Below are 13,371 nucleotides of genomic sequence, written 5' to 3' on the forward strand. Positions count from 1 at the left end.
CGCCACGATGCTCTTGTACCAGACGCACGGCGCGGTCACGGACTTCCGGGGAAAACTTGTTCTGCTTGCTCATAAGGGCTCCATTCTCTCAAAGGTTGGAGCCTCCGCAAAACCCGGGGCAATTCACCAGTTGGCCGGGGATGGTGATCATGAAGGTCTCCTGCTGACGAAGAGAAGACAAGGCCCCGGGAATGGGACCTTGCGGATCAGAACGACTCGGCAACGGCCAATGCGGGGGCATCGGCAGCGTCGTCGGCAGCATCGGCGACGGGCTTGGAAGGCTCCGGTGCCGAGGCTTGCTGCGCAGCGGGCGCGTCGGACGTCACGGGGACTTCCGGCTCGCGCTCGTCGGTCTCGGTCGGCTTGGGTTCTGCCTTGTAGACGAGCTTGCCGTCGACCTTGATCCAACTGACGAACAGCAGGCGGGCCTTGAGGCTCACCCCCTGCTCGCCGGCACGCTTGCCCTTGGAGTAGGTGAAGGTGTCGGTCCACAGGTCGCCCAGGCGGAAGCCGATCATCACCTTCTTCTCGGTGTCGACCGCCTGAATGCAGCGGCGCACCAGGTGCTGCGCTTCCGATCCCGATACGCGCGTGTCGAAACGCACATACGAGACGTCATCGCTGGGACCGTTCAGGGCTGCGATGTCGCAGGCCAGGAACGCATCGCCTTTCCTGGGTTTCACTTCGCGGATGCGATTGAGATACCCGAGGCCGGTGATGTGCAGATCGAAGTAGGACTTTTCGTTGGAAGTGGTCATGGTGAATCTCCTGGGAACAATGAGGCGGAGACACACCCGACCCAAGGCGGGGAAGGTGTGGAACCCCCGCGTGGGTTGATGGAGCAGCCTGGTGGCATCGCCATCGAGAACCGATGGCCGTTCGCGCATGGATGCCGGTGCGAACTGGGGTGATCAACGCGGTCGGAACCGCGTCGCAGCCTTGAAGATCGTGGCTGCCTGGGCATGTCGCTGACGGACGTCAGCGGAACATGGCCGAAAGCGTGGCGCCGGGACGGTGCGCAGGCGAGCGGCAATCGGCACTCGCGGCTATCCGCATTGCCGGGAAGAATGAGGCTCCCGGAGCGGGGGCCAGGGATGGGCGGTCAGTTACCGCTGGGCGTGGGAGGAACCGCCTGCAGCGACAGGTGTGTCGTGGTAGCGGACACGTCGAGGTCGTCCTCGCTGCGCAGGATGCGCGCAAACACGCCCTCCTGCGGATCGAAGAACTCGCCAAAGTCATCGCCGCCGAATTCGGCACGCGCCAGTTCCCACCAGTCGTCGAAGCCATCGACATCCGGGTTGCAGCTGGCGGCATAGGCGATGGTCTTCTGGCGACCATCGGGTCGGCGCTCGCCGCGCTCGGCCAGGAAGTACACGCCCTGATCCTTGACCAGGATGACGCGGCATTGATTCGCCACCGCTTCGGCGAGCACGGGCCGCAGCTCCGTGCCTTTGAATCGAACAGTCATGGGTGTGATCTCCAGGGGGCAGGAAAAGAAGCTTCCCGCCGCGAGGGCGGGAAGCTGCTGAGAGGTCAGTGCCGGACAGCCTTGCGACTCGACAGGCACTGCACGCGGATGCGCCTCCAGCTCCCGTCGTCGATCAGCCGTTCCAGCGTCTCGCCGAGGGTGTCGAAGAACACCTCATCGACCCGTTCGACCAGCTCGCCGTCGCGGCGCAGCTCCACCGCGTAGAGGTCGAGGCCACGCTCATACAGCACGGTGACGCGACCCTGGAACTTCATCGTGTCGACGGTGAAGCCGATGGCCGGTGGCGTGCGGATGATGTCGGCGGGCAGCGGATCGACCCAGGTGATGTCCCGCGCACCGGCATCCACCAGCATGTGGGTGATGCGCCGGAAACCATCGGGAGCGGGCAACTGTTCAAGTTGGTCGACCAACTCCTGCAGCTCCGGGCAGCGCGGCTCGGGAATCGGCAGCTTCGCCGGTGCAGACCCGAGCACGAACCGCTTCACCGTGTAGGGCTGGCCGTCGGCGGTGAACTCGGTCTGCTCCTCGGGCGTGTCCGCCCGCTGACCGTCGAAGCGGCGTCTGACATAGGGTTCGACCTGCACCTTGGCGCCCTCGTCGGGCACTTCGGTCACGAGGGTGCGATCAAGCACCGCGAACTCGGCCCGTGCCGTCTTGACTATGACGGCCTCGTCGGTGGTGGCGATGACCTTGCCCTCGAAAGGCTTCGGGTCGATGTGAAAGCCCAGCGTCGAAACCTTGGGCTGGCCGTCGAAGATGTTGAACTTGAACGAACGGACGTTGGAAGGCACATGACCGACGACGAGCGTCGGCATCTGTGCGCGGATGGCTTGGGTATCCATGGGGAGACTCCTTGTGGCAACCAAGGGACTCCCTCCCTCAAGGGAGGTCGATCCCTTGAGGGTGAGGTGGATGGACGCGGGGGCGCCCGGAGAACGAAGCAACCAGCACGGCGAACCGCGCCACAGTCTCGAAGGTCTCGACTGCCTGGGCATGCTGCCGGCAACGCCAGCGAACATGCGGCCAGCGTGCGGCACATGGCTGCGGCCGTCCGTTGGGAATCGGCAATGCGCCGGCACCGCGTTCCGCGAAAAAGAAGAGCCCCGACGTGGGGGCTCGAATGGGTTGCGGGTTACTCGTCGTCGTAGAGCGTCAGTCCGTCCAGCACGGGCGCGTCGGCATCGAAGATCAGCAGCCGCACGTCGGCGCGCGCAGCCAGGTGCAACACCTCCACGAGGGACTCCGGCACGCCCTTGGCCCGGTGCTCCTGCCGCAGCTCTTCGGCAGTGATGCCCTCGACATGCTGCAGGTTCGCATCCGTCCAGGGGGGGGCGATCAGCTTCACGCCGACCGCCGGGCTGTAGGGAATGCGGAAGGCGACGAACAGAAAGCCGCTCGGCGCAGCGACGTCCGCCAGTTCGGCGAGGAAGCGGCCGGCCTCCTCGGTGATGTGCGCCGAACTGATTTCCCAGGCACGGCTGTAGAAGCCGGTCTCGAAGCGCAGGCGCCGCACCACCTCGCGCGCGGCTTCCTCGGAGTAGGTATCGCCGACGTGCAGCGGTTGGCCGGCTTCTTCGGCCATGACGGCGTAGACGAGGTTTCGGGCGATGCCGTGGCTGGGACACTGCGCGTCCAGCTCGGGCGGCACGTTCTGGCCTTCCGTGATCAGCGCGAAGTCGTCGCAGAAGACGCAGGCATGGCGCTCGACCTGGCTGTCCGGCAGGTGCGACTGCGAGACGTGCAGCGGCAGATAGCTCAGCGGGCAGCCGTCGTCGTAGGAAATGGCGAGCAGCCGCTGCACGGACAGGCCATCGTAGCCGCGGACGAAGGGGTTTTTGGAATGAGACATGGGATTCCTCCAGCAGAGGATGGCCGAGGCAATCCCCTGCCGGGGATTGAACCCCAGCGAGTGGATGAAGTGGCAACCGGTCAGCCGGCCGCGGCGTCGGGCCGCCCTGGTGGCGGGCGGTGCAGGTCAGTGGAAGATGCTGATTCGGGACATGGCCGCTCCTGCGAAAGGAAGGAGGGACATGGCCCCGAACGGGGATGCATGTCCCTCGTGGGGTGGGATGAAAGGACGGTGGGTTGCCAGGCGCGGCTCACCAGCCGTTGTAGTGCAGCGTGAGGTCAGCGATGACCTGGCGCCGTTCCAGATCGAGGCCGCCGAAGTCGGACAGCCCCTCGAAGCCGCAACGCTTGAGCATCGCGCCGCCCTCGCGGGAGTTGTAGAAGCTCACCATCGCGGACAGGAACATGCGTTGACCGCTGCTCAGCACGCCCAGGGCGTCGTTGAGCATCAGCATGTTGGGCCGCAGGTCCCACTTGGTGGTGGCACGCTGCAGACCTTCGCGTGTGCCGTCGCCGAACCACTCGTGGCCGGCGATCTGCGCGCCGCGCTTCCAGGCCTCGAAGAAGGCCTGCGGTGCAGCGTCGAAGTGCGCCTGTTCCAGCGCCATCTGATCGAGCACGTCTTCAGGCAAAGACAGATTCATGAGAGAACTCCTTGAAGGGTGGGAATCAGGGGTGAGCGCGCTGTGTCCAGGCATGGGTATCCAGGGCGCGCTGTGCTGCGAGGTGGTTCGGGAAATACTCGACGGACTCCCGCGATACCGGGCCTTCGTCGTCTTGCGTGCCGATGTAGTGGCCGGCCGCGCTGCGCAGCACCTGTAGCGGCAAACGCTTGCCGGTCCAGGCCAGCGCCAGCGCACCACTGCGCACTGCGGTTGCAGAGGAAGATGCGGAAGGTACAGACATGCCGTGCTCCTTGGTGGGTCGGGGAGCACGCATCCCGCAGGGGATGGGTTCCCCTCGGGTGGTTGAGAAAAGTGCATCGTCGCCTGGCCGGCGAGCGTCCGCGGTGAGCGATGCGAAGCGGACTGGATCGGTCAACGCGGCGAACCGCGTTGCAGTCTTGAAGACCGGGACTGCCAGGGCATGCCGCTGACGACGGTCAGCAACGCATGAGGGTGAGCTTCGGACTATCAGATAGCCGCGTCACGCAGCAATCGGGCGCAGTGGCGTCCCCGATTGGGGTCGGGCGCGCCCGGTCCTCTATTGCGATGTGCTTGCACAATTATTCAATAGATGTTGTATTATTGAACTATGAACGAGACCCAAGCCGTTTCCGCCCTGGGCGCCCTGGCCCACACCCAGCGCCTTCGCGTGTTCCGCGCCCTGGTCGTCGCCGGCCCCGAAGGGCTCACGCCCAGCGTCCTGGCCGACCAGCTCGACGTGGCCCGCAACACCCTGTCCTTCCATCTGAAGGAGCTGGCCCATGCCGGCCTCGTCACCATCGAGCAACAGGGCCGCAACCTGATCTACCGCGCCGACTTCGCCCACATGAACGGGCTGCTCGGCTACCTGACCGAGCACTGCTGCCAAGGTGGCGTGTGCGAGGCCAATGAATCCACCCGTGCCTGCGCCTCCTGCTGAAAGGAACCTCCATGAAACGCTTCCACGTCCACCTGCACGTCGATGACCTGAATCGCAGCATCGGCTTCTATTCCCAACTGTTCGCCGCGCAGCCGGCTCGCATCGAGGCCGACTACGCGAAGTGGATGCTCGAAGACCCGCCGGTCAACTTCGCCATCTCCACGCGCGGCAGCAAGCCGGGCATCGACCACCTGGGCATCCAGACCGATGACGCCGACGAACTCACCGCCCTGAAGGCCCGCGCGCAGGCTGCCGACATGGCGCTGCTCGACGAAGGCACCACGACCTGCTGCTATGCACGCAGTGAGAAGCACTGGGTCACCGACCCGCAGGGCGTGGCCTGGGAGCATTTCCACACGCTGGGCAACATCCCCGTGTTCAACGAAGCGCCGCAGCCCGCGCCGAGCACAGCTCCAGCTTGCTGCGCGCCGAGTGACAGTCGCGCCGCCGCGAAACGGGCTGCTTCTTGCTGCTGACGCGAGGCATCGATGACGACTGAAACCACCTACAACGCGCTGTTCATCTGCACCGGAAATTCGGCGCGTTCCATCCTGGCCGAAGGCATCCTCAACGAACTGGGCCTGGGACGGTTTCGCGCCTACTCGGCGGGGAGCCACCCCAAGGGCGAAGTCCACCCGCTGGCGCTCGCCACGCTGGAGCGCCTGCGCCTGCCAACGACCGGCTACCGCAGCAAGAGCTGGGACGAATTCGTGGCGCCCGGTGCGCCGGTGTTCGATTTCATCTTCACCGTCTGCGACAACGCCGCTGGCGAGGTGTGTCCCGTATGGCCGGGCAAGCCGGTGTCGGCCCATTGGGGCGTGCCCGATCCGGCCGCCGTCGAAGGCAGCGAGGAACAGCAGCGCAAGGCGTTCATGGACGCCGCGTTGACGCTCAAGCGTCGCATCGAGCTGTTCCTGTCGCTGCCGCTCCAACGGCTCGATGCCATGTCGCTGCAGCATGAGCTGCGCGTCATCGGCAAGCAGTGAGGTAGCACGATGACCGTACAGACAGAAGCCGTCGCCGCCACGCCATCGTTCTCGATGAGCATCTTCGAGCGCTACCTGACGGTGTGGGTGCTGCTGTGCATCGTCGCCGGCATCGCCCTGGGCCAGCTCGCGCCTGGCGCGTTCCAGGCCGTCGGCCGCATGGAAGTGGCCCAGGTCAACCTGCCGGTCGGCCTGCTCATATGGGTCATGGTGATCCCGATGCTGCTCAAGGTGGATTTCGGCGCGCTCGGCCAGGTTCGCCAGCACTGGCGTGGCATCGGCGTGACGCTGTTCGTCAACTGGGCGGTCAAGCCGTTCTCGATGGCACTGCTGGCCTGGCTGTTCATCCGCCATGTCTTCGCCGACTGGCTGCCGGCCGACCAGCTCGACAGCTACGTCGCCGGCCTGATCCTGCTGGCCGCCGCACCGTGCACAGCGATGGTGTTCGTGTGGAGCCGACTGACCGGCGGCGACCCGGTATTCACTCTGTCGCAGGTGGCGCTGAACGACACCATCATGGTGTTCGCCTTCGCGCCCATCGTCGGGCTGCTGCTGGGCCTGTCGGCGATCACCGTGCCGTGGGACACGCTGCTGACCTCAGTGGTGCTCTACATCATCATCCCCGTCGTCCTCGCGCAGGTGTGGCGCCGCTCGCTGCTGCGTCGTGGACAGGCCGCGTTCGACCGCGCGCTGGAGCGCCTCGGCCCGCTCTCAATCGCAGCGCTGCTGCTGACGCTGGTGTTGCTATTCGCCTTCCAGGGCCAGGCCATCCTGCGACAGCCGCTGGTGATCGCCATGCTCGCCGTGCCCATTCTGATCCAGGTGTTCTTCAATTCCGGCCTCGCCTACTGGCTCAACCGCAGGGTCGGCGAGAAGCACAACATCGCGTGTCCCTCGGCGTTGATCGGTGCCAGCAACTTTTTCGAGCTGGCAGTGGCAGCGGCCATCAGCCTGTTCGGCTTCCATTCCGGCGCGGCCCTCGCCGCCGTGGTCGGCGTGCTGATCGAAGTGCCGGTGATGCTGCTGGTGGTGCGCGTGGTCAACCGTTCCCGCGCCTGGTACGAACAGGCCCCGCGCAACGCAGCGAGGCATCCGGCATGAGTACCGTCACGATCTACCACAACCCGGACTGCGGCACGTCGCGCAACACGCTGGCGCTGATCCGCGCCAGCGGCATCGAGCCCACGGTCATCGAGTACCTGAAGACGCCGCCCGACCGCGAGACCTTGAAGGCGCTGATCGCGCGGATGGGCATGGGCGTGCGGGATGTGTTGCGCATCAAGGGCACGCCCTACAAGGAACTGGGCCTGGATGCCGCGCATTGGAGCGACGACCAGTTGATCGATCAGATGCTGGCGTACCCGATCCTCATCAATCGGCCCATCGTGGTGTCGCGCTCGGGCGTGCGCCTGTGCCGCCCCTCGGACATGGTGATCGACCTGCTGCCGCAACGACCGGCGGGCGAGAACCGCAAGGAGGATGGCACGCCGCTGCTGGTGGATACGCCGATCGCCGGCAGCGACCCGGACCTCGCCCTGGCTTTGCAAGAGGCCGTGCTTCCCACGGACGACCTGGCCGAATCAGGGCGCAGCTTCTTCGCCTATGCCACGGTGTCCGGCGAGCGCGTGGGCTACGGCGGCTTCGAGCGCCTGGGCCGAGACGTGCTCGTGCGCTCCCTGGTGGTGCTGCCACACGCACGCCATCGCGGCATCGGCGGCGGAATGTTCGCACTGCTGCTGCGCCGTGCCTTCGACGAGGGCGGGCGCGACGCCTGGTTGCTGACCACGACGGCTGCGCCGTTCTTCGAGCGCGCGGGCTTCAAGCCAATCGAGCGCAGCGCCGCACCGGCGGCCATCCTTGCCACACGGCGAGCCGCAAGCCTTTGTCCTTCGAGCGCCGTGCTGCTTGGACGTCGAATGTCACTGTGATGTGCCCTCGCAAGGACATCCCGGGACACAGAGGTGCATCAGTGAAATGACTAATCGCCGAAGGCCACGCGGGCCTTCGGCTGGAGAGGAAGGAAAACCACCTGTGGGCTGCGTCAGCGCGGGCCGTCGTCAAAGCCGTTCGCTGCATCAGCAATCGCACCCGGCCCGTTTCGTGGCTGGGGCCGGAAACCTTTGGCACGCATACGCGCACAAAGGGAGCCCATTGTTCCGCCGGCGGGCACCGGCACGGAATACCCTGGGCCCAAGGGGCCTCCTCACGGCTCGCGCGGCGGCAAGGCGTCAGGAAGCCCCTCGTGGCCGAGGCAAGGCACACCGATCAAGGGAATGGCGGCGGGCGCGATTCGTGGAGCAATGACCTTCTCGCCCCGTCACCCGATGGCGGGCAGACGGGGCGCGCACACCGTTGCAGAAGGAGACGCGCGCTTTGGAGTCCCGCGCGGTGCGGGACGTTTGCCTCGCCGCCAGTGAAGTGGCCGGCGCGGCAGGGGGAAGCGAGGATCAGGACGCCTTGGAGGCAGCGCGCCGCTTGCGCGGTGCGCTGCGCCGGCCCGTCGGGGACTCGATCGGCAACGTGCCCTTGCAGTCCGGGTAGCGCGAGCAGGACCAGAACGCGCCGCTCTTGCCCGTGCGCTGCTGCATCGGTGCGGCGCACTGCGGGCAGGCCGGCGCCGGCGGCAGCTTGAGCGAGAGCGTTGCGCCGCGGTACTGCTGCACGAGTTGGCCGACCCACACGGACTGCTTCTCGATGAAGGTGTCCAGCGTCATCTGGCCGGCCTCGATCATGTCGAGCGCCTGCTCCCACACCGCCGTGGTGCCGGGGTCGGCGATGGCTGAGGGCACCGCGTCGATGAGCGTGAATGCCGCGTCGGAAGCGCGGACGGCGCGGCCTTTCTTGACCAGGTAGCCGCGACCGATCAGACCGTTGATGATGTTGGCGCGTGTCGCCTCGGTGCCGATGCCGGTGGTATCTCGCAGCTTCTGTTTCAGGCGCGGGTCAGTCACGAGCTTGGCGACACCCTTCATGGCCTTGACCAACTCGCCCTGCGTGTATGGCTTGGGCGGCAGCGTCTTCAACGCCTTCAGTTCGACTTGGCCGACCTGGCAGGCGGCGCCAGCCTGCAGCGCCGGCAACACCTGTCCGCGCTGTGCATCCTCACCGTCACCGTCCTCGGGTTCCGGCGCCGCCGGCACCTGGCGCCATCCGGTCACCGCGATCTGCTTGCCGACCGCCACCAGCGACTGCCCGTCGCACGTGAGCTGCGCCACCGTCCGGTCGAACTCGTGATGCGGCAGGAACTGCGCGAGGTAGCGGGCGCGGATCAGCCGGTAGACGGCCAGCTCCTTGTCGCTCATCGCCGAGAGGTTCGCCGGTTCCAGCGTGGGAATGATGCCGTGGTGCGCCGTGACCTTGCCGTCATTCCAGGCCCGAGAACGCTGTTGGCGATCCAGGCGCTCGATCAGCGGCCACAGGCTGGGGTCAGTCTTGACCAGGCTGTCGAGTACGGTCGGTACCTCGGCCAGCATGCTCTCGGGCAGGTAGCCCGAATCCGAGCGCGGATACGTTGTCGCCTTGTGCGTCTCGTACAGCGCCTGGGCAATGTCCAGCGTCTCCTGCACGTCGAGGCCCAACTGCTTGGAGCACACCTCCTGCAGCGTGCCCAGGTCGAACGGCAGCGGCGGCCCTTCGCGAACGCGCTCGGTTTCTACCGACAGCACCTGGGCGGAGCCGGCCGTGCGCAGGCGCTCGGCGGCCTGCTGCGCCACCGGCTGTTGCAGGCAGCGGCCCGCATCGTCGGTGCTGCCTTGCGGCGGCGTCCAGTTTGCGACGAAGGACTGGCCTGCATGCGATAGCGCAACCTCGATGGCCCAGAACGGTACGCAGACGAAGCGCGCGATCTCGCGATCGCGGTCCACGACCAACTTCAGCGTCGGTGTCTGCACGCGCCCCACCGACAGCACGCCGGAGTAGCCGGCCTGGCGCCCCAGCAGTGTGAACAAGCGGCTCAGGTTCATCCCGATCAGCCAGTCGGCGCGCGATCGGGCGAGTGCGGAGAAATACAGCGGCAGCGTCTCGGCGGACGGCTTGAGCGCACCCAGCGCCTTGCGGACCGACGCATCGTTGAGCGCCGACAGCCACAGGCGCTGAATCGGCCCGCGGTAGCCGCACAGGTCGATGATCTCGCGGGCGATCATCTCGCCCTCGCGGTCGGCGTCGGTCGCAATCACCAGCTCGCCCGCCTTGGCGACGAGCTGCTGCACGACCTTGAATTGCGCTGCGGTCGCCGCCTTGGGCTCGACACGCCAACGCTCAGGAAGAATGGGCAGTTGCTCGATGGCCCAGCGCTTGTATTGCTCGCCGTAGCCTTCGGGCGGAACCGCCTCCACCAGATGACCGATGCACCAGGTCACGACGACACCCGCGCCGCTGTAGCAGCCGTTGCCGCGTTGGCCGGCACCCAGCACACGGGCGATGTCCTTGCCCTGGGACGGCTTCTCGCACAGGAACACGCGCATGAAGCCTCCTTGAAAATGTGCGGTTCGTCGGATGGGCGCCAGCTTGGCAGGGCCAGGAGATGCCGGCAGCAAGGAAGCCGATCGATGCGGACACCGCTTTGTGATCGGCAGGCGGTCCGTTGCCGCAGCAGTGCGCATAGACCGCAGGAGCTGGCACAGCAAGAGCGTCGTTACGGGAGGGCGGCTGGAACTCTTTGGATGACCTTGGAGCTATCCCCTGGGGATAGCTCGCTGGTGCATCGCGGGCGTATGACGGTTGCTACAGCCGCCCTCGGGGGAACGGCGATGGGCGAATTACTGTCCGCCGGCCGGCTTGGCGCTGAGCGCCACCGACTCGATGCGGTACGGCAGGATGCCCACGCGCCGCGCCTCGACCTTGAACGTCACGCGCTCGTTCTCGTCGGCGTCCTCCCATTCGTCGCGCACGGTGCGGCCCTCGACCAGCACCCGCATGCCTTTCTGGTACAGCGTCTTCCAGTGCTCGGCGTCGCGGTGCCACAGCTCCACGGGCGCCCAGAATCCGCCGCGATCTTCGTACTCGCCGTCCTTCTTCGGGATCGGGTTGTCGAAGTAGACGTTCAGGCGAAGTAGCCGGCGCGGCTCGTCGTTGCCGTTCGGGAATTCGCGGTAGTCCGGCACAGAACCGATGTTGCCCTCGCCGACGAAGTGCGTGCTCATGGTGACTCCTTGGTGGTGGGTGGAACGGCCGCGGTATGCCCGTGGACACGCCGCAGGTAAGCCGCTTCGGCCTGGGCGGCCTTGCTGGCGCATTCCAGGGCTTGGCGAGCGATGCTGTGCGTCAGGCTGATCTGCATGTTCAGCACGATGCGCTGCAGTTCGATCGCGTACAGCTCGTCGATCATCGAGGCCGGCGTCGCGGGGTTGGCCAGCAGGGCCTCCCACAACGCCACGCCCATGGAGGAACGGTCGAGGTTGCGCCAGCGCAGGAAGGTCGTCCCTGCGCCAGTGGCCTGCTGGGCCAGTTGCACGTCGAGCAGGCTGAAGGGGTAGGCCCGCGCCTGGGGCAGCACGCGCCGCTGCGCCAGGCCAATCAGGTCGTCGCGCAGCGCTGCGCACTGGCTGGCCCAGGTCTCCAGACTTCCCTTACCCTTAAAGGGCTGTAAAAGGCCTTTTAGGTAGCCTGCGTGTTCCAGCCGCTGGAAGTCCGCCTGTTCCAGCGCCACGAAGCGCGGGGAATGGCCGATGGGGAGCGATGCCGTCATGCGCCTGCACCCTCATCGCCCGCCGCACCATCGGCTGCGCCATCGGTGTGATCCGGCGCATCGGGCTCGATGGTGGGCGCAGCAGGCGGCGTGCCGGGCTTGGTTGTCCGCCGCGCGATCGCTGGCGCGAAGCGCGAGCGGCGCGTGCCTTCCAGCACGTCCTGCGGCAACTCGCCGAACTTCTCCAGCGCCGCTCGCGCCGCAGCGTTCTTCGCCGCGAAGTCGTCGCGCGTCGTGCCCGAGTAGCGGTACTGCTGGGCCAGCGAGAACAGGCTGCGCAGCGCGTGCGCGCCATCATTGAGCCAGCGCTCCAGGGTGCTGCGGTCAATCAGCGCCGTGTGGTGCGCCAGGATGAGTTTGCGTGCCAGGTCGTCGTAGTCGGCCAGCAGATACACCGCCATGAAGCCAAGCTGGGCGTTCACGAACAGCGGCAGCTTTACCGGCTGCACGTTCATGTTCTCGCCCAGCGACAGCGCCGGGGGTACATCGGCCAGGGCCTGATCCACCTGCTCGCGCAGCGCCTGCAGCGTGCTCTTGGTCTGCTCCAGCTTGTCTTCGATACGCAGCATCCAGAAATCGGAGTACGGATCGTCCTGCTCGGAACCGCGCTTCATCTTGTTCATCGCACTGATGAAGCCGTTGAGTCCGATGATGCCGGCGCGCCCCTCGGTCGGCGCACGGCCGTGCCAGATGCGCGAAGCGTGGTGCGTGTGCAGCGTCAGCGACATCGCGCTGCGCAGCGACCCGAGATTCAGTTGCAGGGGTTCATTGGCCATGGGTGACGACTCGCATTAACGGAACGAGTCGCCAGCATCGGCACCGCCCGGAAGGCCGTCAGTCAACAAACCGCAATCGGCGTGCGCCCGGTTTGTCGGTGGCGGGAAGGCTGGCTGTCCCAGCTATCCCCTGGGGATAGCCTCGCGGCGGGTAGCGACGGCAAGCGCCGCCTGCTGTCCCAACTGTGCAATGAAACCTTCGAGTTGGCCGTCGGCAACATCGGCATGGCGGCCGGCGGCGATGTCGGCCCAGCCCATGCAAGCTGCTTCCTGCAGCGCCTTGAGTTTGGCTGCTTCAGGCTCCTTGGCATTCATGGTGAATCTCCAGTGAGGAAAACCGCCTTCACTCCTGTGCCAGCGGCCACTGCTGCGCGGCGTGCAACACGCGCAGGATGGACACCGCGCGGGTGTCCTCCATGTAGACCACCACGTAGTTCGCACGCACGACCATCTCCCGCGTGCCGGCCACGCGGCCAAGCCGGTAGAGCTTCGGGCGCTCCGGCAGCTTCGCGGCCTTGGCCTCGATGTCGTCCTTCAACCGCTGCGCGGCATCGGGGTTGTCGTCCGAGATGTATTCAACAATCGCCAGCAGGTCAGCGCGGGCGGCTTCCCGCCACTCAAGTACGCGCACGCCGCTTCCTGTCGATCAGCGCCTGCGCCTCGTCCATGACCTGCTGGTGCGGCACCGGCGGCCGTGTGTCGGCCAGCGCCTCCTGGACCTTCGCCCGGAACCAGGCATCGTAGGCCTCCGGGTCGGCCGTGAGGCCAGCCGGCAGCGCGCCTTCCTTGACCACACGGGTCAGCAGGATGCGCACGGCGTCCGAAACGGTGAGGCCGACCCCGGCGAGCTTCTCGGCGGCATCGGCCTTGAGCTTATCGTCCACACGGATGTGCAGCATCGAAGTCTGTGCGGCCATCGTTGCTTCTCCTGTTATGCATTAGCCCCTATTTTGTATCTCAATTGAGACCTTGGCAAGGGTGCAGCCGGATCGACCCGCCGGA

Annotated in this window: 18 protein-coding genes; 5 read left to right on the top strand and 13 right to left on the bottom strand. The window is 66.3% G+C overall.

The genetic code is table 11. The features are described from left to right. Nucleotides 1-206 precede the first annotated feature (206 nt). From NGJ44_RS16450 to NGJ44_RS16475, 6 genes are all read right to left on the bottom strand, one after another. On the bottom strand, nucleotides 207-758 hold the full coding sequence (locus NGJ44_RS16450) for an STY4534 family ICE replication protein (protein ID WP_096219557.1): 552 nt from the start codon (nucleotides 756-758) through the stop codon (nucleotides 207-209). Between the two features lie 344 nt (nucleotides 759-1,102). Beyond that, nucleotides 1,103-1,468 (bottom strand): DUF3085 domain-containing protein, encoded by a 366-nt coding sequence (locus NGJ44_RS16455; RefSeq protein WP_251864614.1) that lies wholly within the window; start codon nucleotides 1,466-1,468, stop codon nucleotides 1,103-1,105. 65 nt (nucleotides 1,469-1,533) lie between these two features. Beyond that, entirely contained in the window at nucleotides 1,534-2,331 is a 798-nt protein-coding gene (locus NGJ44_RS16460; protein WP_251864615.1) for a GTPase, read from the bottom strand. A 290-nt stretch (nucleotides 2,332-2,621) separates the two neighbouring features. Beyond that, nucleotides 2,622-3,338 (bottom strand): DUF5983 family protein, encoded by a 717-nt coding sequence (locus tag NGJ44_RS16465; protein WP_251864616.1) that lies wholly within the window; start codon nucleotides 3,336-3,338, stop codon nucleotides 2,622-2,624. Nucleotides 3,339-3,588: 250 nt separating this feature from the next. Further along, the gene (locus NGJ44_RS16470; RefSeq protein ID WP_003141051.1) at nucleotides 3,589-3,981 is read right to left on the bottom strand and encodes a hypothetical protein; all 393 of its coding nucleotides are present in this window, start codon (nucleotides 3,979-3,981) and stop codon (nucleotides 3,589-3,591) included. Nucleotides 3,982-4,006: 25 nt separating this feature from the next. Next, the gene (locus NGJ44_RS16475) at nucleotides 4,007-4,243 is read right to left on the bottom strand and encodes a hypothetical protein (protein ID WP_062737789.1); all 237 of its coding nucleotides are present in this window, start codon (nucleotides 4,241-4,243) and stop codon (nucleotides 4,007-4,009) included. 348 nt (nucleotides 4,244-4,591) lie between these two features. Between NGJ44_RS16475 and NGJ44_RS16480 the strand changes: the two genes are divergently transcribed. From NGJ44_RS16480 to arsN2, 5 genes are read left to right on the top strand one after another with little or no spacing between them, the layout of a single operon-like run. Next, nucleotides 4,592-4,921: an ArsR/SmtB family transcription factor gene (locus tag NGJ44_RS16480; RefSeq protein ID WP_024537143.1), complete on the top strand. Its 330-nt coding sequence runs from the start codon at nucleotides 4,592-4,594 to the stop codon at nucleotides 4,919-4,921. 11 nt (nucleotides 4,922-4,932) lie between these two features. Next, a complete protein-coding gene (locus NGJ44_RS16485; RefSeq protein WP_011829938.1) occupies nucleotides 4,933-5,397 on the top strand; it encodes an ArsI/CadI family heavy metal resistance metalloenzyme in 465 nt (154 codons plus the stop codon). A gap of 12 nt (nucleotides 5,398-5,409) precedes the next feature. Then, entirely contained in the window at nucleotides 5,410-5,907 is a 498-nt protein-coding gene (locus tag NGJ44_RS16490; RefSeq protein WP_024537141.1) for an arsenate reductase ArsC, read from the top strand. Between the two features lie 9 nt (nucleotides 5,908-5,916). Next, nucleotides 5,917-7,008 (top strand): ACR3 family arsenite efflux transporter, encoded by a 1,092-nt coding sequence (arsB, locus tag NGJ44_RS16495; RefSeq protein WP_251864617.1) that lies wholly within the window; start codon nucleotides 5,917-5,919, stop codon nucleotides 7,006-7,008. Further along, entirely contained in the window at nucleotides 7,005-7,835 is an 831-nt protein-coding gene (arsN2, locus tag NGJ44_RS16500; RefSeq protein WP_251864618.1) for an arsenic resistance N-acetyltransferase ArsN2, read from the top strand. Before arsB ends, arsN2 begins: the two co-directional genes overlap by 4 nt. Before the next feature lie 519 nt (nucleotides 7,836-8,354). Here the strand turns inward: arsN2 and NGJ44_RS16505 are convergent. From NGJ44_RS16505 to relB, 7 genes are all read right to left on the bottom strand, one after another. Further along, nucleotides 8,355-10,370, bottom strand: coding sequence for a DNA topoisomerase III (locus tag NGJ44_RS16505; protein ID WP_251864619.1), 2,016 nt, complete (start codon nucleotides 10,368-10,370; stop codon nucleotides 8,355-8,357). A gap of 294 nt (nucleotides 10,371-10,664) precedes the next feature. Next, nucleotides 10,665-11,048: a single-stranded DNA-binding protein gene (locus NGJ44_RS16510; RefSeq protein ID WP_219800255.1), complete on the bottom strand. Its 384-nt coding sequence runs from the start codon at nucleotides 11,046-11,048 to the stop codon at nucleotides 10,665-10,667. Continuing rightward, nucleotides 11,045-11,593, bottom strand: coding sequence for a DUF3158 family protein (locus NGJ44_RS16515; protein ID WP_251864620.1), 549 nt, complete (start codon nucleotides 11,591-11,593; stop codon nucleotides 11,045-11,047). The genes NGJ44_RS16510 and NGJ44_RS16515 overlap by 4 nt, the downstream gene beginning before the upstream one ends. Further along, nucleotides 11,590-12,369 (bottom strand): PFL_4669 family integrating conjugative element protein, encoded by a 780-nt coding sequence (locus NGJ44_RS16520; protein ID WP_251864621.1) that lies wholly within the window; start codon nucleotides 12,367-12,369, stop codon nucleotides 11,590-11,592. The genes NGJ44_RS16515 and NGJ44_RS16520 overlap by 4 nt, the downstream gene beginning before the upstream one ends. 123 nt (nucleotides 12,370-12,492) lie before the next feature. Beyond that, entirely contained in the window at nucleotides 12,493-12,684 is a 192-nt protein-coding gene (locus NGJ44_RS16525) for a hypothetical protein (protein WP_027350501.1), read from the bottom strand. Nucleotides 12,685-12,712: 28 nt separating this feature from the next. Continuing rightward, nucleotides 12,713-13,000: a type II toxin-antitoxin system RelE/ParE family toxin gene (locus NGJ44_RS16530; protein ID WP_124136600.1), complete on the bottom strand. Its 288-nt coding sequence runs from the start codon at nucleotides 12,998-13,000 to the stop codon at nucleotides 12,713-12,715. Continuing rightward, a complete protein-coding gene (relB, locus tag NGJ44_RS16535) occupies nucleotides 12,987-13,286 on the bottom strand; it encodes a type II toxin-antitoxin system RelB family antitoxin (protein ID WP_009618210.1) in 300 nt (99 codons plus the stop codon). Before relB ends, NGJ44_RS16530 begins: the two co-directional genes overlap by 14 nt. Nucleotides 13,287-13,371 lie beyond the last annotated feature (85 nt).

It is taken from the genome of Achromobacter sp. Marseille-Q4962 (assembly GCF_943737005.1).
Classification (GTDB): Bacteria; Pseudomonadota; Gammaproteobacteria; order Burkholderiales; family Burkholderiaceae_B; genus Achromobacter.